At 39.7% G+C, this 20,719-nt stretch carries 19 protein-coding genes; 12 read left to right on the forward strand and 7 right to left on the reverse strand.

What is annotated here, in order from left to right:
- Positions 1 to 6: 6 nt before the first annotated feature.
- The gene (locus FTU29_RS00215) at positions 7 to 1,494 is read left to right on the forward strand and encodes an NAD(P)H-hydrate dehydratase (RefSeq protein WP_180119726.1); all 1,488 of its coding nucleotides are present in this window, start codon (positions 7 to 9) and stop codon (positions 1,492 to 1,494) included.
- 1 nt (position 1,495) lies between these two features.
- Positions 1,496 to 1,771: an acylphosphatase gene (locus FTU29_RS00220; protein WP_180120334.1), complete on the forward strand. Its 276-nt coding sequence runs from the start codon at positions 1,496 to 1,498 to the stop codon at positions 1,769 to 1,771.
- A 71-nt stretch (positions 1,772 to 1,842) separates the two neighbouring features.
- Here the strand turns inward: FTU29_RS00220 and ruvC are convergent, their stop codons facing one another.
- Positions 1,843 to 2,388: a crossover junction endodeoxyribonuclease RuvC gene (ruvC, locus tag FTU29_RS00225; RefSeq protein WP_078189034.1), complete on the reverse strand. Its 546-nt coding sequence runs from the start codon at positions 2,386 to 2,388 to the stop codon at positions 1,843 to 1,845.
- 132 nt (positions 2,389 to 2,520) lie between these two features.
- Here ruvC and FTU29_RS00230 point away from each other — a divergent pair, with 132 nt between their 5' ends.
- Together FTU29_RS00230 and FTU29_RS00235 are read left to right on the forward strand one after the other, a co-directional pair.
- Positions 2,521 to 3,093 carry an FxsA family protein gene (locus FTU29_RS00230; RefSeq protein ID WP_180119728.1) on the forward strand — a complete coding sequence of 191 codons (573 nt, stop codon included), beginning with the start codon at positions 2,521 to 2,523 and terminating at the stop codon, positions 3,091 to 3,093.
- 145 nt (positions 3,094 to 3,238) lie between these two features.
- The gene (locus tag FTU29_RS00235; protein WP_180119730.1) at positions 3,239 to 3,886 is read left to right on the forward strand and encodes a LysE family transporter; all 648 of its coding nucleotides are present in this window, start codon (positions 3,239 to 3,241) and stop codon (positions 3,884 to 3,886) included.
- A 69-nt stretch (positions 3,887 to 3,955) separates the two neighbouring features.
- Here FTU29_RS00235 and FTU29_RS00240 read toward each other — a convergent pair whose 3' ends face one another.
- The 3 genes from FTU29_RS00240 to ahpF all read right to left on the reverse strand — a co-directional run bounded on the left by FTU29_RS00240 (position 3,956) and on the right by ahpF (position 6,461).
- Positions 3,956 to 4,150 carry a hypothetical protein gene (locus tag FTU29_RS00240; protein ID WP_111885752.1) on the reverse strand — a complete coding sequence of 65 codons (195 nt, stop codon included), beginning with the start codon at positions 4,148 to 4,150 and terminating at the stop codon, positions 3,956 to 3,958.
- Positions 4,151 to 4,386: 236 nt separating this feature from the next.
- Positions 4,387 to 4,629 (reverse strand): hypothetical protein, encoded by a 243-nt coding sequence (locus FTU29_RS00245; protein ID WP_180119732.1) that lies wholly within the window; start codon positions 4,627 to 4,629, stop codon positions 4,387 to 4,389.
- Between the two features lie 266 nt (positions 4,630 to 4,895).
- Positions 4,896 to 6,461, reverse strand: a complete 1,566-nt coding sequence (ahpF, locus tag FTU29_RS00250; protein WP_180119734.1) for an alkyl hydroperoxide reductase subunit F — start codon at positions 6,459 to 6,461, stop codon at positions 4,896 to 4,898.
- Between the two features lie 283 nt (positions 6,462 to 6,744).
- On the opposite strand from ahpF, the gene FTU29_RS00255 reads away from it, so the two are divergent.
- Both FTU29_RS00255 and FTU29_RS00260 read left to right on the forward strand, forming a co-directional pair.
- Positions 6,745 to 6,963 carry a DUF1653 domain-containing protein gene (locus FTU29_RS00255; protein ID WP_180119736.1) on the forward strand — a complete coding sequence of 73 codons (219 nt, stop codon included), beginning with the start codon at positions 6,745 to 6,747 and terminating at the stop codon, positions 6,961 to 6,963.
- A 57-nt stretch (positions 6,964 to 7,020) separates the two neighbouring features.
- A complete protein-coding gene (locus FTU29_RS00260) occupies positions 7,021 to 7,614 on the forward strand; it encodes an O-methyltransferase (RefSeq protein WP_180119737.1) in 594 nt (197 codons plus the stop codon).
- Between the two features lie 86 nt (positions 7,615 to 7,700).
- On the opposite strand, the gene FTU29_RS00265 is transcribed toward FTU29_RS00260, so the two are convergent.
- The 3 genes from FTU29_RS00265 to ahpC form a co-directional block, all read right to left on the reverse strand.
- The gene (locus tag FTU29_RS00265) at positions 7,701 to 7,907 is read right to left on the reverse strand and encodes a KTSC domain-containing protein (protein WP_078189026.1); all 207 of its coding nucleotides are present in this window, start codon (positions 7,905 to 7,907) and stop codon (positions 7,701 to 7,703) included.
- A gap of 218 nt (positions 7,908 to 8,125) precedes the next feature.
- Positions 8,126 to 8,602, reverse strand: coding sequence for a hypothetical protein (locus FTU29_RS00270; RefSeq protein ID WP_180119739.1), 477 nt, complete (start codon positions 8,600 to 8,602; stop codon positions 8,126 to 8,128).
- A gap of 290 nt (positions 8,603 to 8,892) precedes the next feature.
- Positions 8,893 to 9,456, reverse strand: a complete 564-nt coding sequence (ahpC, locus tag FTU29_RS00275) for an alkyl hydroperoxide reductase subunit C (protein WP_078193727.1) — start codon at positions 9,454 to 9,456, stop codon at positions 8,893 to 8,895.
- Between the two features lie 357 nt (positions 9,457 to 9,813).
- Between ahpC and FTU29_RS00280 the strand changes: the two genes are divergently transcribed.
- The 6 genes from FTU29_RS00280 (at position 9,814) to FTU29_RS00305 (ending at position 20,644) form a co-directional block, all read left to right on the forward strand.
- Complete coding sequence (locus FTU29_RS00280) at positions 9,814 to 10,257, forward strand: hypothetical protein (protein WP_180119741.1); 444 nt, start codon at positions 9,814 to 9,816, stop codon at positions 10,255 to 10,257.
- A gap of 534 nt (positions 10,258 to 10,791) precedes the next feature.
- Positions 10,792 to 14,679, forward strand: coding sequence for an ATP-dependent RNA helicase HrpA (hrpA, locus tag FTU29_RS00285; RefSeq protein WP_218954841.1), 3,888 nt, complete (start codon positions 10,792 to 10,794; stop codon positions 14,677 to 14,679).
- A gap of 30 nt (positions 14,680 to 14,709) precedes the next feature.
- On the forward strand, positions 14,710 to 15,825 hold the full coding sequence (locus FTU29_RS00290; RefSeq protein WP_111885081.1) for a beta-ketoacyl-ACP synthase III: 1,116 nt from the start codon (positions 14,710 to 14,712) through the stop codon (positions 15,823 to 15,825).
- A gap of 11 nt (positions 15,826 to 15,836) precedes the next feature.
- Positions 15,837 to 16,604 carry a 1-acyl-sn-glycerol-3-phosphate acyltransferase gene (locus FTU29_RS00295; protein ID WP_180119745.1) on the forward strand — a complete coding sequence of 256 codons (768 nt, stop codon included), beginning with the start codon at positions 15,837 to 15,839 and terminating at the stop codon, positions 16,602 to 16,604.
- Positions 16,605 to 16,816: 212 nt separating this feature from the next.
- Positions 16,817 to 18,832, forward strand: coding sequence for a hypothetical protein (locus FTU29_RS00300; RefSeq protein ID WP_180119747.1), 2,016 nt, complete (start codon positions 16,817 to 16,819; stop codon positions 18,830 to 18,832).
- A gap of 96 nt (positions 18,833 to 18,928) precedes the next feature.
- Positions 18,929 to 20,644: an AAA family ATPase gene (locus tag FTU29_RS00305; protein ID WP_180003112.1), complete on the forward strand. Its 1,716-nt coding sequence runs from the start codon at positions 18,929 to 18,931 to the stop codon at positions 20,642 to 20,644.
- Positions 20,645 to 20,719 lie beyond the last annotated feature (75 nt).

Consider the following 20,719-nt stretch of genomic DNA (forward strand, 5'->3'; position numbering starts at 1 on the left):
AAAACAATGCGTCTGCAAGTTTACCATAGCCCTGTTTATCTTAGCCAAAGTATTCAAGCTTGGGAGCAGCGTTGGTTTGCTCAGCACAATAGCAGTTATGGTCTGATGCAGCAGGTCGCATGGTCGATTGCTCAGCAACTCATTCCAAGGTTAAAGCAGCAAAATTTAAAAAATATCGCTGTATGTTGTGGACAGGGCAATAACGCAGGAGATGGCTATCTTACAGCGCAATACCTACAGCAAGCAGGCTTTCAAGTCGATATTTACGCTGCTGAAATTGGAGCATCGAAAGATTTACATTCTGCTGTAAAAGAAGCGATAGATCACAAGCTCAAGATCTATACACATTTTGATTTTCAGCGAGATTATGACGTCTACATCGACGCATTATTTGGTATAGGGCTCAATCGTGAACTTTCTAGCGAATGGCAAGCCATTATTCAACGATTAAATGCATGCACGGGACTCAAAGTTGCGATTGATATTCCAAGCGGTTTACATGCCAATACAGGGCAGCCTTTACCCATCGCATTTCAAGCCGATTATACCTTTACTGCATTGGGTCTAAAAGCAGGGCTATTTACAGGCCAAGCAAAGGAATATGCAGGTGAAGTTGTGGTGATGGCATGTATACCGACTGATGCAGAGCTAGCGCCACTTGCGTATTTGTCGCCACAGAAAATCACTTTACCTGCACGTCAAGCTTTTGGTCATAAAGGCAGTTATGGCCATGTTTTGGTTGTTGGTGGCCATGCTGAAATGGGCGGGGCGGTGATTATGGCTGCTGAGGCTGCATTCCATGCAGGTGCAGGTAAGGTTACGGTTGTTTGTGATGCACGACATCACACCGCTATTTTGGCGCGCGCACCGAATATTATGCTACGCGATATCAATGCATTAACTACAGAAGCGATTCGGCAACTGATCGATCAAGTCGATGCGATTAGCTTTGGCATGGGGCTTGGTCGTGACGATTGGGCACAACAGCAGTTTCAGTCATGGTTTCCATTGATTCAGCAGTCAACCTTGGAAATTGTTTTGGATGCAGATGCCTTATGGTTTCTAGCTGAAGCACCTAAAAATTTGAATGCACGAACCTATGCAACGCCACATCCGGGTGAAGCTGCGAAATTACTGGGTATTACTACTGCTGAAGTTGAAGCAGATCGTGTACAAGCAATTCAGTATTTAAAAGAAAAATTTCAAGGTCAATGGCTGCTTAAAGGCGCAGGCAGCTTAATACTTGAAGATCACCTTTGGATTTGCACCGCAGGTAATGCAGGAATGGGTACAGGCGGTATGGGAGATGTGCTTGCAGGGATGATTGCGAGTTTAAAAGCACAATTCCATCAGCAAATTCATCTGCACGAAATCGTAAGCCTGCATGCTTTAGCAGGTGATGTATTGGCGAAGCCGGGGATGCGTGGTTTGCAAGCGCAGGATATGGCCCAAGCGGTTTATCATGTGGTCAATCATTCAGGAGTTGAAGACTAAAATGCATGCGGTTAAATTGGGAATTCAAGGTAAAGTTCAGGGTGTTGGTTATCGTCGTTGGTTTGAACAGCAAGCGCTTGCACTTGGTTTAAATGGCTATGTGAAAAATCTAGCGACGGGCGAAGTTGAAGCGCTGATTATTGGAACTGAAGACACCATTCATAAAATACTGAAACACAGTCTGGTGGTGCCTTTACGAGCAGACGTGACTAAAATCGATCAGCAAGAAATTCCAATGCATGAATTAGACTATAGCGGTTTTAAAATGATTCGCTAAATTTGATCACTAGATTGAGTGGGCTTTTGAAAACAGAATGAATTACTGAGCTATATGAATTGACGATTTATTTATCGACGTCGAGTGCTTACACGGCTTCGGCCACGAGCCATACCACCTAAGGCATTCAGTACAGCCATTTTACTCATACTACCAGACGCATGCGCATGACAAATTGCGGCAGCCAAAGCATCGGCTGCATCCTGCTGGGGTTTGATGCTTAGGTTCAGAATGCGCATAACCATCATTTGCACTTGTTCTTTATCTGCAGCACCATAGCCGACTACAGATTGTTTGATTTGCCGCGCAGTATATTCAGCGACTTGTAAATCTAAATTGGTTAAAGCAGCAATAGCAGCGCCACGTGCTTGACCTAGTTTTAGGGCTGAGTCAGGGTTTTGAGCCATAAAGACTTGTTCAACAGCAGCTTCAGTAGGCCCGTGAAACTTTACGATGCGATCAATACCAGCAAAGATACGTTTTAAGCGTTCAGGCATTTCTGTCGTTTCGGTACGAATGGTGCCAGCATCGACAAAACGTAGTTTAGAACCATCCTTTTCGATGATGCCGTAACCAGTTAAGCGCGACCCAGGGTCAATACCGATAATTAATGACATGTTTGCCCTATTTGCCCTTTAAAAATAAAAATATGCCCATATTGTTACATAAGCGTGTCAAAAAAGCTTGATAGTGATTGAGCAGTTGAACGCAACACCTTAAATTAATTTACTTAGATTTGTTTAATTTTCATGAAATTATTTCTTCTGATTTTAGCAGGCTTGATCCTGGAAGTGTTTGTCTGGATCGGTGTGGGCGACCTCGTCGGCAGCATGTGGTATGTCTTTTTCTGGTTCGTGGCGGCCTTCTTTATAGGGATGAATATTATCCGTAAATATTCATCAGATCTGATGCCTCAAATGCAGCAAATGCAAGCAGGTCAAATGAGTAATGATCCAGCTTTAACTGGAAATTTACCAAAAATTTTGGCTGGTTTCTTATTGCTGTTACCGGGTCTAATCTCAGATATTATGGCATTACTTATTTTGATTCCACCTGTACAAAATGCCATGAAAGCAGTCATGATGAAAACAATGATGAAGCGTCAGCAAGCCATGATGGAAAAAATGATGGGTGGCATGATGGGCGATATGGGAGGCATGGGCGGTGCTCAAGGTCAGAACCCATTTGCAGATATGATGCGTCAAATGCAAGATATGCAAAATCAGCAATCAGGTCGTGATTCATCCGTTATTGATGGTGAAGCTCGTGAAGTGACGCCAGATGCGAAACAAATTGAACTGAAAGATGTCAATAAAAAATAATTAACTCAGTATGAAAGGCCGAATGTGTATTCGGCTTTTTTTTGCGTAAATTTTGATACGGCCTAAAAATAAACCTTGTGTTGCCAACAAAAAAATTGAACAAGCGATATAATCTTCACGTTTTAATTCAAATGAATCAGCTTGCATGTCACTGTTATTCACCATCTGTGCGCTTCATTTTGTTGCGCAGTTGAGTCCCGGTCCAGATGTATTATTAATTGCTAAAAGTGCAGCATCAACAACGCGTGCAAATACCTTAAAAATTATTGCGGGGATCTCTGTCGGGATTGTGGTGTGGGTCGTTTTAACCTTATTGGGCTTTACGGTTCTGGTTGAGCAATTTCCATGGATACAACAAGTTTTAATGGCTGTTGGTGGATTTTTCTTGGCGAAAATGGGTTGGGCGATGTTTAGTGGCGGGCTAAAAAGTTTAAATCAAACAGCCAATTTAGAAGATGGGCAGGCTTTAAGTCAGCAGAATACTGAAAATTATTTCTTATTAGGTTTATTTACGAATTTAGCCAATCCGAAAACACTGATCTATTTTAGTAGTGTGTTCTCACTGGCGTTGAGTTCATCAGCCAGTAGTAACCTAAAAGCACAGCTTGCTGTCATCATTCCGATTCAAACTTTTATTGTGTTTAGTCTGTTTATGATGATTATGTCTTTGCCTAAAATTAAAGTACTCTACCAACGTTCGGGTAGTTATATTGATGTGGTTTCAGGGGCGTTATTTTTAATTTTTGCGATTTGGCTGTGGTTCGACGCAATTAGAATGTTCAATCTTCAATAGCTGCAAACATATTGCTGTCAGCAAAGCGAAAGCCAAGTATTAAAACTTGGCTTTTTTTATGTCCAAGTTCTATTGCTCTGGATTGGTTTGATCTTGGTCTTTAGATGGTGCTGTATTTGATGGATCTTGTGCAACATCGGTAGTTTCAGCATGATCACGATAACGGTTCGGTTTGAGGGTGGTTTCGGTATTTTCAGAGCCTTTGTATGATCGGCTACGATTGGCGCGTTCACGCAAACCGCCTTTTTTGATTAACTGCACCATCGTCTAGAACCTCATTGCTATTGCCATAGTTTAAAGAATTTTCCTCGTGAAGATAAGTGAGCAGGGCAGCGCAAGCGCATAAAAAAGCCTGAAATCATTCAGGCTTTCATCATTTTAACTTATCTCTTTGAATGACTTTAACGCGACCCGATAACGGTGCTTAAATTCAGCTTAGCTAAAATTTTACACATTGCCAGCTTGTTCATAGGGCTGTATTTGGCTGTTGTAAAAAAAGCTTAATTTTTACCCTCTTGCTTGAGTACTTCAAAGATGTTGAGTTGGGTTGTCGCTTCAGTATCGTGCTGTTGCAAATACACTTGGACACTCTTAAATAGAATGGCAACAGCCAAACAACTGAGTATGCAAAATATCCAAAAGCCATATGGGCTACGGATATTATGCGAGCCACATTCGGAACATTCTTTATCGCTTGAAGCCAATACTTTATTGCAACAAGCACAGTGATATTGATAGTGCATTGCTTTTCTCCATTTAGTCGAATTTGACCAACATTCTTGTTGTTATTGTCAACCATCAATCCGTGATGATTGTTTTATCTTAATGTGCAAATAAGCTGCTGTACAAGTTTTAAACGGTTTGTTTTGCTCATTATTGTGTAAGTGAAAAGCGTCAGAGAGTTAAATATTTGTTTTATTAATAATTTATAAATGAAACAAGAGGTGAATTTTCACACATAAAAAAAGCCAGTTCGAAAACTGGCTTTTGCTGTTCTGTCTAAATTGTATTATTGACCCGAACGGATGATGTAATCAAAAGCAGACAATGATGCTTTCGCGCCTTCACCTGTCGCAATGATGATTTGTTTGTACGGTACTGTTGTACAGTCACCTGCAGCAAATACACCTTTTACATTGGTTTCGTTACGCTCGTTAATTACGATCTCACCACGGTTTGAAAGTTCAACTGCTGTTTCTTTTAAGAAATCAGTGTTTGGTAACAAACCGATTTGTACAAAGATACCAGCCAATTCAATCGTTTTGATTTCATCAGTTGCACGGTCTTTGTAGTTCAATGCAGTCACTTGTGAACCATCACCGACCACTTCTGTAGACAATGCATTCATGATCACAGTGGTATTCGGTAAGCTGTTTAACTTGTCTTGAAGGACTTGGTCAGCACGAAGTTTAGTATCAAACTCAACAAGCGTTACATGTTCCACAATACCTGCAAGGTCAATCGCCGCTTCGACACCTGAGTTACCACCACCGATGACTGCAACACGTTTACCTTTAAACAATGGACCGTCACAGTGTGGGCAGTATGCAACACCACGTGTACGGTATTCTTGCTCACCTGGAACGTTCATTTCTCTCCAACGTGCACCTGTTGAAAGAATCACTGTTTTAGATTCAAGTTTTGCACCATTCTCTAAAGTCACTTCAACCAAGCCATTGGCTGTTTCATCTGCACCTTTGATGTCAGATACACGTTGCAAGTTCATGATGTCCACACCGTACTCACGTACATGTGCTTCCATTTCAGCAGCAAACTTAGGACCTTGAGTCTTTTGAATCGACGTGAAGTTTTCGATGTCCATGGTATCCATGACCTGACCGCCCATGCGTTCAGCTACGATACCGGTTTTGATACCTTTACGTGCTGCATAGATTGCAGAAGTATTACCTGCAGGGCCACCACCAATCACAAGGACATCAAATGCTTCTTTGGCATTTAGCTTTTCAGCATCTTTTGCAGCAGAGTTGGTGTCTAATTTAGCAATGATTTCTTCCAAAGTCATACGACCTTGACCGATGTGGTTGCCGTCTTGGAATACCATTGGTACAGCCATGATTTTGCGTTCTTCCACTTCGTCTTGGAAGAATGCACCATCAATCATGGTTGCAGTTGTACCCGGGTTGTAAATTGCGATCAAGTTAAGTGCTTGAACCACGTCAGGACAGTTATGGCAGCTTAAAGATACAAACACATCAAAGTCAGTTTTAAGACCTAGACCTTTGATAGTGTTCAGTACTTCGTCAGAAACTTTCGGTGCATAACCTGAAGTTTGTAGCAAAGCTAGAATCAAAGATGTGAATTCGTGGCCCATCGGTAGACCTGCGAAGAATACACGTGGATTTTCACCTGCTTTTGCAATACCAAAGCTTGGCGCACGGCTGTTGTTACCGTCAAAACGTGCTGTCACTAAATCAGATAAAGCAGCAACTTCAGTTACCAATTCTTTAATTTTGTCTGATTTGTCAGTGCCGTTTAAAGTCGCGACGATTTCAATCGGGCCTTCAAGGCGTTCAAGTAAGGTTTTTAATTGAGCAGAAGTATTTTGATCTAACATTGCTAACGTCTCCAGAGGAGTAAATTTATTTGATGAGAGAATGATAGAACAAACCATTAAATAGGTGAAACGGTTTGTTTTTATAAAATTAATCGGTTTTACAAATCAAGAGATTAAATTTCTTTCTAAATCATAAGAATATACCGATGTGAATGCAGTCAATATTGGGCCACTATCGAAAAATACAAGTTAAATAGTGGAAAAATAAACGAATTCATCGCGCTTTAAGCGAGAGAATGCTAGAGTCAACACAATTGTATTGAGAACTTTTTAAGGAAATGACATGCAGGTTAAGAAAGGGATTTATCAGCATTATAAAGGTCAGTTGTATCAAGTCTTTCATGTTGCAACACATAGTGAAACGCGTGAAAAAGTTGTGGTCTATCAGTGCTTGTATGACGACTATTCCATGTGGGTCAGACCCTTAGAGATGTTTATGGAAACCATTGAAATTGATGGTGAAGTAATTCCACGTTTTAAGCTGATCCAAGAAACCCACTAAGTAGATATTTAGTACTTCAATTTATAAATATGAAAGAAATAACAAAAGGACAGAATCATGACCATGGATGCAAATTTTAAAAACTATATGCAACAACTCTATGCAGACTTTAGTGCTCACGATGCTGCGCAAAATCACCGACTTGCGCGTTACCGAAATATTGAGCCTGAGTCTGCACTGTTTTTGGCTATGCAAATTCGCTTAAAACAAGCCAAACAGATATTGGAAATTGGAACATCTACAGGCTATTCCACGCTGTGGTTAGCAGATGCTGCGCAGTCTACACAAGGGCGGGTCGAAACCATTGAAATTGATGCAGCGCGTATCGAACAAGCTAAACAACATGCGGAAAATTTAGCTTTATCCGAATATATCCAGTTCCATCATGGCGATGCACTGCATTTTTTACAGCAGTCAAATCAGCGTTATGATTTCATTTTATTGGATGCAGAACGTGATGCGTATATCGCATATTGGCCATATTTAGCTGAATTGATACAAGCTCAAAGTGGCGTGTTAATCGTGGATAATGTGCTATCACATACCAATGAGGTCGCTGAATTTATCCAACGTGTTGAAGCGGATGACCGTTTTATCAGTACGACATTAAATGTGGGCGCAGGGCTCTTTATGGTGACTTGGCGCAACTAAAAATCAGGGCATTCAGCCCTGATTTGATTGAAAATATTTTTTAATTAATAAAAATACTGTTGCTATAGCGCCAAGCTCGTAGCGGTTTAACCCTGTAAGCTTACGCGTGAAAAATGTAGATCATATTCTAAATATTTGTGGACAAATGCCGTTTTATCACTACATCGAAGTAAATTATCATAAATAAAAGGTGAAACTGGATAAAATAGGTCCCCAGAGCCATTCGCATAAAATATTTTTAAGTAACGTGAAGAAGAACTGTATTTCCAAGAAGTTACCACAGTTGTTGTCATAAGCCACCCCCTTATTGCGTTGTTATAGTCATACTGCAGTTAAAGGTTTATCTCTTTTGAAATTAAGATAAATTCGGGGCGTGGAGTATTGCAGAATTGTTAAAAAATAATGTTTTATCTCATATTTTTTTCATTTCGTTATCAACTAATTTGATAAAAATAATGCCAGTTCAGAGAAATGCCATAAGCGTCATTCTCACTTTTTGATGTCGGGGGAGTTAAAAACTACGGCATTGTTCTGATTTATTGCCTTTGACTTGGTTGTTGCTGCCATTAATTGAAAAAGCATTTTCAAGACAAATCAAATTACCTGCGATTTCATTATTATTTAGCACAATATTGCCATTATTTTTCTTTAATTTGAGGTCGCCTGAAATTTGGTTATTGAGGAGTTGGATGTTTTTCCCAGTTGTAAAATCGACATTGCCACTGATATTGTTATGATTGGCAATGATCTTGGTAAAATTTTTATTCGATTCAATATTGCCTTTGATGTGGTTGTCATGCAGTTCAACACTTGCACCATTTTCTAAAATAACATTGCCATGAACAATTAAACCTTCAAGCTGACAATTTTTTTTGACTTTAATATCTTCACGAATACTTTGGTTTTTAATTTCACCTTCGCAGTTCATGGCAGCAAAAGTTGTAAACGAACATAAAATTAAACTGATTGAGACGAAATATTTTTTCATGGGCTTACATCTTCCTGAAATAAGCAATTGACCTAAAATTCATGTTAAAAATACTGAAATACTGGCAAAGATGTAAGCCTAGACAATCGGGTTTGCGGCGCATTTTTATTATATTTGTGTAAGCTCTAACTTGATGAATATCTACAGATATGTAGAAAGTGCTAGTACGTTAAAGTTGTATGAATAAAGTGTGAACTGCGTAGGGTGTATAGAGGTATATACTCGCAGATAATAGGCATAAAAAACCACGCTAAAAGCGTGGTTTTTGAATCAGTTCAATCTAATACAGATTAGATTTTACCAACTAGGTCGATTGAAGGAGCAAGAGTTGCGTCGCCTTCTTTCCATTTAGCTGGGCAAACTTCGCCTGGGTGAGCGTGCACGTATTGAGCTGCTTTAACTTTACGAAGAAGTTCTTGAGCATCACGACCGATACCACCAGCGTTGATTTCAACGATTTGGATTTTACCTTCTGGATCGATAACGAAAGTACCACGATCAGCAAGACCGTCAGCTTCGATTAATACGTCAAAGTTTTTAGCAAGAGTCCAGTTCGCATCACCAACCATTACGTATTGGATTTTTTTGATTTCTTCTGAAGAATCGTGCCAAGCTTTGTGAGTGAAATGAGTGTCAGTAGAAACTGAGTAGATTTCAACACCTAGTTTTTGGAATTCTGCATAGTTGTCAGCAAGGTCACCAAGTTCAGTTGGGCAAACGAAAGTGAAGTCAGCTGGGTAGAAGAATACAACAGACCATTTACCTTTAAGATCAGCTTCTGTTACTTCGATGAATTGACCATTTTGGAATGCTTGTGCTTTAAACGGTTTAACTTCAGTATTAATTAAGCTCATCATTGTCTCCATGATTGAGGTTTGTTTTTGATTTCCAATAGGGTACAGAAATTTTTCTTATTGCTGAAATAGTATTTTTACATAACTAATATCGGAAAATCCGAATTAGTATACTCCAGAACTATTTCAGCAATAACGATTATTTATCATTATTTCATTCGATATAAGCCATATCAATGCCATATAAAGTTGAAAGTAAAATGACAAAATCATCTTTTTCAAAGTCTGTAACCAACATGATGCTTGTGGCATAAGATTTCAAGGGTGATCTCTAAAAAAGTTATAAAAAATATTTCAAATTATAGAATGTGTTCATATAAGATGGCATGAACATAAAATGATTCCAGATTTGATCAAGTGCTTAGTCAATTTTTTCGTATCATTGCCATTCTCAGTCTTGCACTTGCATCACTATGTATTCTTAAAGTTGAAGATATAGGTACAAATTTATGTATCTATGAATACTTGCAACCTCAAAAAGCGACCTATTTTAATGAACTATTTGGAACTTCGTCAGATGATCCTACGCTATTGAGTACCATGGGAATCGTTGGAATCTTCTTTTTTTTTCCACTGTTGCTATCATTTAGACGTGCTTGGTATGTGGTTATATTATGGCTATATGCGATTTTTCAATTCATCATCATTTTAATGATAGAAACTGCTTCAATTTCAAAAATTATCTATGACAGTATTGTTTATTGTCATAATGGTTGGTTGTTCGCATGGGTGATCGGGCAGAGCATATTTATTGTTTTTAGTTTCGTTTACATTTTCTATGGCACTGAAACTAATGTATAAAGCTTTCAAATGGATTGGCTTGAGTTGCCTATTCTAGTCAGCATATGGCTTTATTATTCTGTACTGGATGAATCAAGAATGTGCTTTCATTTCAAGGTGCTAGCCCGAATCAAATTAATTATTATGCTGAAATGAATGGTTCTTCATCGGATGAACCTTTTTTATTTATTTTTATTGCGTTGATTTGCATTTTATTTTCAATTTTTTTGTGCTTAGCAAAATCTGTTCATCATTTCTTGATCATCACTTTCACTTTATTGATGTTTTTAATTGTGCCATTGAGTATATTCTATACAGTGTCATTTTATCAGCCATTACATGGCAGTATTGAAGCATGTGGCAATTATTGGGTATTGGCCGCAATTTTAGTTTTTTATCATTTTATTCTGTTCGGCTTTACCTATTGGTTTCAGGCACGCAAAAAATAGATTCATCTTTCACTATTTTTACATACAGCGTAAAATATTCGGTTCTATTTTTAATTATTAGGATAATGCATCTGTGCCAAGTCAGTTAAATGTCGATCAATTGGTCATGGTTCGTGATCGCCATCGCTTAAGTCGGCTGAAAAAAGGCAAAGAAGCCAATCCTGAAAAATTTCAAGATTTGTTTGAAAAGTCGAATGCGAAAGTGCGCGAACGGATTGCCCGCATTCCCAATATTAAATTAAATCAAGACTTACCTGTTACGCAGTATGCGGACAAACTAATTGAAGCGATTCAAAAGCATCAAGTGATTATTGTGGCAGGTGAAACGGGTTCGGGTAAAACCACACAGTTGCCTCAAATTGCCATGCTTGCAGGTCGTGGTTTAACGGGTTTGATTGGCCATACTCAACCCCGTCGACTAGCAGCGCGTAGTGTTTCGCAACGTATTGCAGAAGAAGTGGGCGAAAAGCTGGGGGAGTCGATCTCCTTTAAAGTTCGTTTCAATGAACAAGGTTCACAAGATTCCATCGTTCGGTTAATGACCGATGGTATTTTATTGGCTGAACTGGCTAATGACCGATTCTTAAATAAATATGACACGATTATTATCGATGAAGCGCATGAACGTTCGCTGAATATCGACTTCATCATGGGCTATCTCAAACAGCTCTTGCCTCGTCGTAAAGATCTCAAAGTCATTATTACTTCAGCAACTTTAGACGTAAATCGATTCTCGAATTACTTTAATGGGGCACCTATTTTTGAAGTCGAAGGTCGAAGCTTTCCGGTAGAACTCCGTTATCGTCCGATTTCAGAGCTGAGCATTGTTGGCAGTGATGATGATGAATTTGATGATTTTGAAGAAAATTTACCCCGTGCTGTGGTTTCAGCCGTAGAAGAATGTTTTCAAGATGCGCAGGAAAAAGGTCATCCTGAACATGCCGACATTTTGATTTTTGCCAGCACTGAACAAGAAATACGTGAGTTACAGGAAACACTGCAAAAGTTTGGGCCAAGACATACCGAAGTTTTACCTTTATATGCACGATTGGCTTTGGCAGAACAACAAAAGATCTTTAATCCATCGGGTGGTGGGCGACGTATTATTATTGCCACCAACGTGGCAGAAACGGCTTTAACTGTACCGAATATTCGCTACGTAATTGATAGTGGCTTTGCACGGATATCCCGTTATAACTATCGCTCACGTGTACAGCGCTTACCGATTGAAGCAGTATCACAAGCAGCAGCAAATCAGCGTAAAGGTCGTTGTGGTCGGATTGCACCGGGTGTGTGTATTCGACTGTATTCAGAAGAAGACTTTATGAGTCGTCCTGAATTTACCGAACCGGAGATTAAACGAACCAACTTGGCCTCGGTTATTTTGCAAATGCAAAGTTTGGGTTTTGGTGAATTAGAAGACTTCGATTTTATTGAGCCGCCAGATCATCGTTTGGTGAATGATGGTCGTAAGCTGTTAATTGAATTAGGTGCTTTAAAAGAAAAATCGGCGTATGCACCGCAAGTTGCTTCGGAAAACCAAGCAAAACAAGGCACAAAACATGCGAATAATAAAAATGGTGCTTTAACCAAAATTGGTCAGCAAATGGCGAAAATGCCGATCGACCCACGTCTTGCAAGGATGATTTTGGGTGGAGCGCATTTTGGTGTATTAAATGAAGTCTTGATTATTGTCGCTGCTTTAGCGGTACAAGATCCACGTGAACGTCCTGCGGATAAACAAATGCAGGCCGATCAGAAACATGCTTTGTTCCGTGAAGCTGACTCAGATTTCTTGTTTTATATCAAGTTATGGGAAGCTTTGGTTGCTAACCGTGACATGAGTGAAAATAAGCGTCGTACATTTGCACGCAATCATTTCCTCAGTTGGTTACGTCTTCGTGAGTGGAAAAAAACCCATGAGCAATTGGTGGATTTAGCTCAGGGCTTGAAACTCTCTTTTAATGAAAAGAAGGCCAATTACGAAAATCTGCACCGTGCGTTATTAACGGGTTTACTTTCATTTATTGCCAACAAAACCGATGAACGCAATGTATTCATGGCAGTGCGTCAGCAAAAGGCACGCATTTTCCCTGCATCAACTTTGCATAAAACCAATACACCTTGGGTCATGGCTTTTGAGATGGTGGAAACCTCTCAGGTATATCTTCGTACATTGGCGAAAATTGAACCTGAATGGATTTTATTGGCTGCAGGCGATTTATTGAAGCATCATTATTTTGAGCCGCATTGGTCGAAAAAAGCTGGTGTGGTGAATGCTTATGATCAAATTTCTTTGTTTGGTTTGATTATTGAGCCACGTCGTCAGATTAATTATGAAAAAGTGGATCATCCGGCGGCGCATGAAATTTTCCTACGCGATGCGTTGACGACGGGACATTTGGGTATTACGCCGCCGTTCTTAAAACACAATTTATTAAAACTCGAAGAAGTTGAGCGTGTTGAAGATAAACTGCGTCGTCGTGATTTAGTAGTGGATGAGGAAACCATCTACCAATTTTATGCTGCAAAAGTGCCTGAAGAGGTGGCAAGTCGTCGTAGTTTTGAAGACTGGCGTGCAACTGTAGAAACAAAAAATCCACGGTATTTATTTATCGATGATGATGCGCTTTGGATGAATGACCGTCCAACGACCCAGCAATTTCCAGACTATCTACGAAATGGTGAACTGCGTTTGGCTGCAAGTTATCGTTTTGACCCAAGTCATGATGAAGATGGTGCAACGGTCAAAATTCCAGTTCAAGCTTTGCCGCAAGTGGATGAAAATATTTGGTCATGGGGCATACCCGGTTGGCGACAAGACCTGATTGAAGCCTTGCTTAAAGCACTGCCTAAGGATAAACGCCGTCACTTGGTGCCAATACCAGATACGGCGCGTAAATTAATGGATCGTGTCGATGCCATGCATTTGCGCGAGCATATTTTTAGTTTCTTGGCATACCAACTGCGTGGTGAGCAAATCACAGACAAAGACTTTTCTTGGGAACGCGTTGAGCAATATCTGCTGCCTTTAATCAAAGTCATTGATGAAAAAGGCCGTGTGATTGAGCAAGGTCGTGACCTCGATGAACTCAAAGCACGCTGTCGTACGGAAACTCATAGCCCAGTCAAACAGTTAAAAGGTGAGTTTAAAACCTTCCCTGATAATTTTGTGTTCGAAGCATCACAAAAAGTCACGGGTGTGGTAGTGAAACAATATCAAGCGCTTGTTCCAGTCAAAGGCTTTGCAGAGTTGGATGCCAAAGACGAATCTGGTGTGGTGATTCAGACTTTCAATGACCAATTTGAAGCAGTCAAACAACACCGCGAAGGGATCATTCGTTTGGTTCATATGCAGTTGGGTGACTTAGTTCGTCAGTTGAAAAAACAGATTTCTAAACCCTTGGCATTGGCTTATTCACCGCTAGGTGACAAAGCCAAACTAGAGCAAATGTTAGTTTATGCCACACTTCAGCTTGCAATAAATGAGCTACCTGTCAATGTGCAGGAGTACCAAAACCTGATTTTAAATGTAAAGAAATCTTTCTTAACCCATGGGCAACAAGCATTAGCCGTTTTAACCGAAACCTATATTCAATGGCAGGATATACGTCGGAAATTGTTGGTTTTAGATGATTCTGTGTTTGGAAAGAACATCGATGATATTGAAGATCAGCTCGATTTGATGCAACTTTCAGATTTTGTTTATGGCAAAACTTCCGATGTGTGGCTCGAATTTCCAAGATATTTGAAGGCATTAGTCTTGCGTTTAGACCGCTTGCCAAATAACCTACAAAGGGACAATTCTGCCATTGATCAAGTTGACCCATGGATGGAAAAATTATTTAAGTTTAAAAATGACACTCGCCTTAAAGAATTGTATTTCATGGTTGAGGAGTTACGCATCTCTATTTTCTCTCAACCAATGAAGACCAAGATGCCAATTTCTCCATCCCGCTTGCAAAAAGTATGGGATAAGCTCGGAATCAGTTAAGATATAGGTAATTTCTAAAAGGAGTTTTACATGGGCATCCGCATTACGGGTACAGGTCTTTATCATCCAGAAGACGTAATTACTAACGAAGAGTTAGTTGAAGCTTTAAATGCTTATGTGGAACAGTACAACAGTGATAATGCTGAAAAAATTGAAGCCGGTGAGCTAGAAGCGCGCCGTGGTTCAAGTGCAGAATTTATCGAAAAAGCATCTGGCGTAAAAGCACGTTATGTTGCTGAAAAAAGCGGTATTTTAGATCCAAAACGTTTACGTCCAGTATTGCATGAACGTTCAAATGATGAATTGTCTATTCAAGCGGAATGGGGCGTAGCTGCTGCTAAACAAGCGATGGAAAATGCAGGCGTGACTGCTGAAGACATCGATGTTGTGATCTTGTCATGCTCTAACATTCAACGTGCATATCCAGCCGTTTCAATTGAAATTCAAACTGCGTTGGGTATTCAGGGCTATGCCTATGACATGAACGTTGCATGTTCAGCTGCAACTTTTGGTATCAAACAAGCTTATGACGCGATCAAATCAGGCGCTCGTCGCGTGTTATTGGTGAACGTTGAGATCACATCTGGTCATACAGATTTCCGTATGCGTGACTGTCACTTCATCTTTGGTGACGTTGCAACGGCTTCGATCATTGAAGAAACTGAAACCAAAGCTGGTTTTGAAGTGTTGGATATTGACCTGTTTACTCAGTTCTCAAACAACATTCGTAACAACTTCGGTTACTTAAATATGAGTGAAGTCGATGCTGACATCGACAACAATCGTTTCCGTCAAGACGGTCGTAAAGTATTTAAAGAAGTGTGCCCATTAGTGGCGAAAATGATCACCAAGCAATTGGATGACAATAAAATTGCGGCAACAGATGTAAAACGCTTCTGGTTACACCAAGCAAATGCCAGCATGAATGAATTGATTCTGAAACTGGTTGTGGGTAAAGAACATGCTCAGCCAGACCTTGTGCCAATCATTCTTGATGAATTTGCCAATACTTCATCAGCAGGTGTCATTATTGCTTTGCACCGTACAGCAAATGAAGTAAACCATGGCGAATACGGTGTGCTTTGCTCATTTGGTGCAGGCTACTCAGTAGGTTCTGTACTTGTTCAAAAACATGATGCTGCCTAAGGTCAGTACATTTGCAAGTTGAACATGATGCAAAATGGATAAAGCGTTTAAGCGCTTTATCCCGCATGTATTTCACGCCGACCTTTTTTGGTGCTGAATATATTGATGCATCAAAACCTGCAATGTATGTAGGGAATCATACAATTTACGGTGTACTCGATTCACCGTTGATTATTGATTATCTTTACAATGAACATAAAGTGGCTGTGGTCAGTATCGCTGATCATAGCCATTTTTATTTGCCCGGTTGGCGTGGCATGGTCAAAAAGTTCGGTGCAGTCCAAGGCATTCAGGACTATGTCAGAACAGTGATGCAACAAGGTTATTCCATTTTAGTTTTTCCCGGTGGTGGTCGAGAGGTTTTGAAGCGAAAAGGCGAAGCCTATCAACTGATTTGGAAGCAACGTTATGGCTTTTTAAAACTGGCGCAAGAATTTAATTATGATATCGTGCCTTTTGCCGCTTTAGGTGGAGATGAAGTCTTTGAACTGGGTTTTGATGCCAGTGTGATTGTTGAACATCGTTGGTTTAAACAACTATTAAAAATACAAAAAATCGATAAATTATTACGTCATGGTGATGTGATTCCGTCTTTACCCAAACGGATTATCCCCAAGCGCATTCCATTCTATTTTCAATTTTTACCCCGTCAAAGTTTGAGTCATATTCAGAGTGTGGAAGATTTAAAGCTCTATCGAGAGGCACTACAACAAGATATTTACACTGCGATAGAACAGCTTAAAAAAATCCGTTCAGAACAACATTCTACAGATCAATAATAGTGACTACTCTTCAACTTCATCCATTTTTATTCGTCACAGCTCAAAATCGTAGAGAAATGAGTCACAACATTGGCCTTTCGGTTTTTCAAAATAATTCCTTTGCATTGACCTTTTGTACAGCTATTTGGTTGATTAATGGCAGTAGTCGGAGCATTAAACTTTGACTATAGTGAAGGTTGAAAAATAATCAACGATCGTTAGGGCGGAAGATGGAAAAGAAAAGCTTGACCCCGCAGCTAGAGCATATTGCTCGGCAACTTATTCGAATATCTCCAAGTTTAAAGCAGTTGTATCAAGAGCAAATGGAACTTGCTACAGCACTCAATTCACAAAATATCTTTAAAATTGAACAAGAGCAGCACCGCATTCAACTGTGTAATGGACTGTGTACCTTACAACTACAAAGTCGTGAATCGATTGGATATCAGTTTCCTAGAAGTCCGTTTAGACCCATCAAAATTGTTGAATTGCATTCGACAGTGCCATGTATTGAGGCAATAGAAGATTTCTTATTTCATGAATTGTATTTTTTTACTGGCGACCTAAAGCCGCAACATTCACTCTTGCTCAGAGAAAAAGCACAGCAATTTAGACAATTGATCTTACAGTCGGTTTTTCAACATCTAAATGGGCCAGCGCGTGTTCAACAGTTTTTAGCACAGATGACAGCAGTTGAAGCGCAAATATTTGATCAGCTGATGCAAGAGCAGCAGATTTATCAGACACCGCTATTACAAACGTATATCGAATGCCAAATCTGTCTACCCCATTGGTTGGTGCAAAAGATTGAGCAGATGTTTGCGCTTCATTCACTTACAGAAGCTGAAATATTGCCGATACAGCTCTTGATGGATAGTTTGGACGAGATTTGTTTTGCTACAGCACAATTTTTAGATCCAACGATTTACAGGATCATGAGTTTGAGCTATGAAGATCGGTTCAATTTACAAGAATTAAATGAACATATAGAAGATATTATTTTGTTGCTCGACCATGCATATGAGCGTCCCAATTTGCTGGGTTTTATTCGTTTGATGCATCGGGATGTTTGGGCAGAGCAGGACATATTAAGCCATAGCAATTTTGTGCAAGCCACAGCAATTTGGCAAAAAAAATGTGGAAAACTCCCTTTACTCGATAACAATCGTGCAGTGCGATGGATGTTCAAGCAGTCAGCCGAAGTATTGGATTGGCTGAGTCGTAATTTTCAACACAGTAATGTACGAGTGACTGTGACGGCATTAAGTTTTGTCGATACACAGCAAATGCATCCCGCATTGATTCTTGCAACACTACAACATTTCCAATTTGTTGCAGCGCGCTTATTTATTCAAAATTGCCATACGATTGCGCATGAACATGATTGGTTTAATCATGAAAAAAATCTACAGTTTGTTTTACAGCGAAAATATCAGCAGCATGATGACCATCGTGTAGTGATCAGCCCATCGATTTTGTATTTAGATGAGTGGTTGATCTTAATGCGACAGGTGTTAGGCGCGGAGGATCAGGCCATAAAAAAAGTCTATCTACCTTTGAGCCGTATTATGCAGGCCTATCTGCAGCATTTATTACGTTGTACGCAGCATTTACCACAGGCTTTGATGGATTTTATTCGTCCAGAAACCCAAGAAAATCGCCAATTTTTAAGTGTTTTACGACAACATAAAATTCAACTGCAGGATTTTCGAAATTTATTTTATTTAAAGCATGCCAATTTAAGAGTATCTGTATTTGATGCATATGTGCGTGACTATGTTAGTGCGACTTATTCTACAGGTCATATAGTCCCTAAAAATATTACCTGGAATGGGGTCTTTCATCAGGCGGTGCATTGGCATGCCAAGCAACAAAAGCAGGAAGTGTTAACTCAATTAAAGCGTAAATTTGAGACAACAGTCTGGCAGCCATTTACAACAGAAGACAAAATCTATTTTCAAGAGTGGGTCTTTGAAGAATTAAAAACCATCGATCGAATTATTGATGAATCTATTCAATTTAAACATTGTTTGGCATCAAGTTATAGCGCCAGTATCATTGCAAGAGTATATGTAGCTTTTCATATGTACCATCCCATTTTGCATGTATCGATGACTTTGGGCTGTCATGTGCAAAACCACATTTTGGTTTTTGATCAACTTGAGTATTCAAATAATACCCAAGCAGAAATAGAAAAAGTAAATATCGCCAAAGAATTTTTAAATAGGTTCAATAGCTTAAAGTAAGATTGGCGAAATACGGATTTAGGAAACTGTGTTGTGCGCTTAACTTTTGAGTCAAAAATCGTTAGGCTATAGCCGTTCTTTTACGGTATAGGTCTTATGAAACAAGAAACTGCACTCAAGCTGCTCAAAGCAGGCGAAAATGTGTTTTTAACAGGTTCGGCTGGTGCAGGTAAAACTTATACTTTAAATCAATACATCAATTATCTGAAAGCGCGCAAAGTGCCGGTGGCAATTACGGCTTCTACAGGGATTGCTGCAACCCATATGAATGGCATGACAATTCATACATGGGCAGGGATTGGGATTAAAGATGCGATTTCCGAAGATGAGTTAAAGCGCTTAAAAGAACGTAAATATTTAAAAGAGCATTTGGAAAATGCCCAAGTTTTAATCATCGATGAAATTTCGATGTTGCATGCCAAGCAATTAAACTTGGTGAATAAAGTTTTAAAATTTTTTAAAGACAGTGAAGATGCTTTTGGGGGGATTCAAGTCATTGTTGCAGGTGACTTCTTCCAGTTACCCCCTGTGGGACGCAAAGGTGAATTAAACCGTGACAAGTTTTGCTTTATGTCTGAGGCATGGGTAGAAGCGAAGTTTCGCGTGTGTTATTTGACCGAACAACATCGTCAGGGTAATGACTATCTCAATGATATTCTAAATGCGATTCGTGCTCAGCAAATTACGGGTGATCATTTGCATGCTTTAAGGCAGACAAGTTCACAAAATATAGGTGAAACCTTTACGCGCTTGTATACACATAATATGGATGTAGATAGTATTAACTATAAACATCTAAATGAAATTGAGCAAGAATCTCGCCAGTTTGATGCCCAATGTGATGGTAATGATAAACTGATCGAAACCTTAAAATCTTCAGTGCGTGCGCCGGAAACTTTGACCTTAAAGAAAAATGCCAAAGTGATGTTTGTAAAAAACAACTTTGACGTGGGCTATATCAATGGCAGCCTCGGTGAAGTGATAGGTTTTGAAGAAGATGATGAATATGGCATCTTGCCTAAAGTAAAACTCACTGATGGCACGACCTTGGTGGTAGAACCTGAAACATGGTCTGTCGATAATGATGATGGTAAAACCATTGCCAGTTTCCAACAAATTCCACTACGTTTGGCCTGGGCGATTACCATTCATAAATCTCAAGGGATGACCCTTGCAGCGGCTGAAATTAACTTGACCCATACTTTTGAGAAAGGTCAGGGTTATGTGGCATTGTCGCGTTTAAAAACATTAGATGGTTTGCGTTTACTTGGTTTTAATGAACAAGCCTTAGAACTCGACAGTTTGGCCATTAAAGCCGATCGACGCTTTCAGGAACTTTCTGATGAAGCGGAAACCAATTTTGCAGAGGCTGATTTAACAGTACAACATAAAGCCTTTATTCGCCACTGTGGCGGAACACTGAATGAAGTGGAAATCGAGCGCAATGAAAAGAAAATTGCCAAAACTGGTGCGAAACAAAGCTTTGCCACAGCGACTTTAGATCAAACTCGTGAATTGTTTGAAGAAGGTTATGAAATTCAAGATATTGCAGTGGAGCGTGGTTTAACACCAGCTACGATTATTAACCATTTGGCTCGTCTGCAAAAAGAGCAAGGTTTAGATATATCGGTGGCACATCCGGGAGAAGACGTGGTTGAGCAGGTGCGTAAAATCTATAAACGTTTGGCGAAACGACAAGACCCAGCACATTATAATGATGACGGCACGGTTAAGCTGCGCCCAATTGTGGAGTTGACCAGTCCACGCATGGGATATGACCAAGTTCGTTTGGCTTTATTATTTGTGGAATAACACATTCTTTGGATTACATACATTTAAAGCCAGATTGATCGATCTGGCTTTTTTAATAAGTGGGCATTGTGTTTA

Source organism: Acinetobacter sp. YH12086 (genome assembly GCF_013419345.1).
Classification (GTDB): domain Bacteria; phylum Pseudomonadota; class Gammaproteobacteria; order Pseudomonadales; family Moraxellaceae; genus Acinetobacter; species Acinetobacter amyesii.

What these genes read in the sequence shown, in the direction of transcription:
- FTU29_RS00265 (WP_078189026.1), bottom strand. Translation starts at nt 7,907, where the DNA reads ATGACAACAACTGTGGTAACTTCTTGGAAATACAGTTCTTCTTCACGT.
- ahpF (WP_180119734.1), bottom strand. Translation starts at nt 6,461, where the DNA reads ATGTTAGATCAAAATACTTCTGCTCAATTAAAAACCTTACTTGAACGC.
- FTU29_RS00305 (WP_180003112.1), top strand. Translation starts at nt 18,929, where the DNA reads ATGAAACAAGAAACTGCACTCAAGCTGCTCAAAGCAGGCGAAAATGTG.
- FTU29_RS00255 (WP_180119736.1), top strand. Translation starts at nt 6,745, where the DNA reads ATGCAGGTTAAGAAAGGGATTTATCAGCATTATAAAGGTCAGTTGTAT.
- FTU29_RS00300 (WP_180119747.1), top strand. Translation starts at nt 16,817, where the DNA reads ATGGAAAAGAAAAGCTTGACCCCGCAGCTAGAGCATATTGCTCGGCAA.
- ahpC (WP_078193727.1), bottom strand. Translation starts at nt 9,456, where the DNA reads ATGAGCTTAATTAATACTGAAGTTAAACCGTTTAAAGCACAAGCATTC.
- FTU29_RS00220 (WP_180120334.1), top strand. Translation starts at nt 1,496, where the DNA reads ATGCATGCGGTTAAATTGGGAATTCAAGGTAAAGTTCAGGGTGTTGGT.
- hrpA (WP_218954841.1), top strand. Translation starts at nt 10,792, where the DNA reads ATGGTTCGTGATCGCCATCGCTTAAGTCGGCTGAAAAAAGGCAAAGAA.
- FTU29_RS00260 (WP_180119737.1), top strand. Translation starts at nt 7,021, where the DNA reads ATGACCATGGATGCAAATTTTAAAAACTATATGCAACAACTCTATGCA.
- FTU29_RS00270 (WP_180119739.1), bottom strand. Translation starts at nt 8,602, where the DNA reads ATGAAAAAATATTTCGTCTCAATCAGTTTAATTTTATGTTCGTTTACA.
- FTU29_RS00290 (WP_111885081.1), top strand. Translation starts at nt 14,710, where the DNA reads ATGGGCATCCGCATTACGGGTACAGGTCTTTATCATCCAGAAGACGTA.
- FTU29_RS00245 (WP_180119732.1), bottom strand. Translation starts at nt 4,629, where the DNA reads ATGCACTATCAATATCACTGTGCTTGTTGCAATAAAGTATTGGCTTCA.
- FTU29_RS00215 (WP_180119726.1), top strand. Translation starts at nt 7, where the DNA reads ATGCGTCTGCAAGTTTACCATAGCCCTGTTTATCTTAGCCAAAGTATT.
- FTU29_RS00235 (WP_180119730.1), top strand. Translation starts at nt 3,239, where the DNA reads ATGTCACTGTTATTCACCATCTGTGCGCTTCATTTTGTTGCGCAGTTG.
- ruvC (WP_078189034.1), bottom strand. Translation starts at nt 2,388, where the DNA reads ATGTCATTAATTATCGGTATTGACCCTGGGTCGCGCTTAACTGGTTAC.
- FTU29_RS00230 (WP_180119728.1), top strand. Translation starts at nt 2,521, where the DNA reads ATGAAATTATTTCTTCTGATTTTAGCAGGCTTGATCCTGGAAGTGTTT.
- FTU29_RS00240 (WP_111885752.1), bottom strand. Translation starts at nt 4,150, where the DNA reads ATGGTGCAGTTAATCAAAAAAGGCGGTTTGCGTGAACGCGCCAATCGT.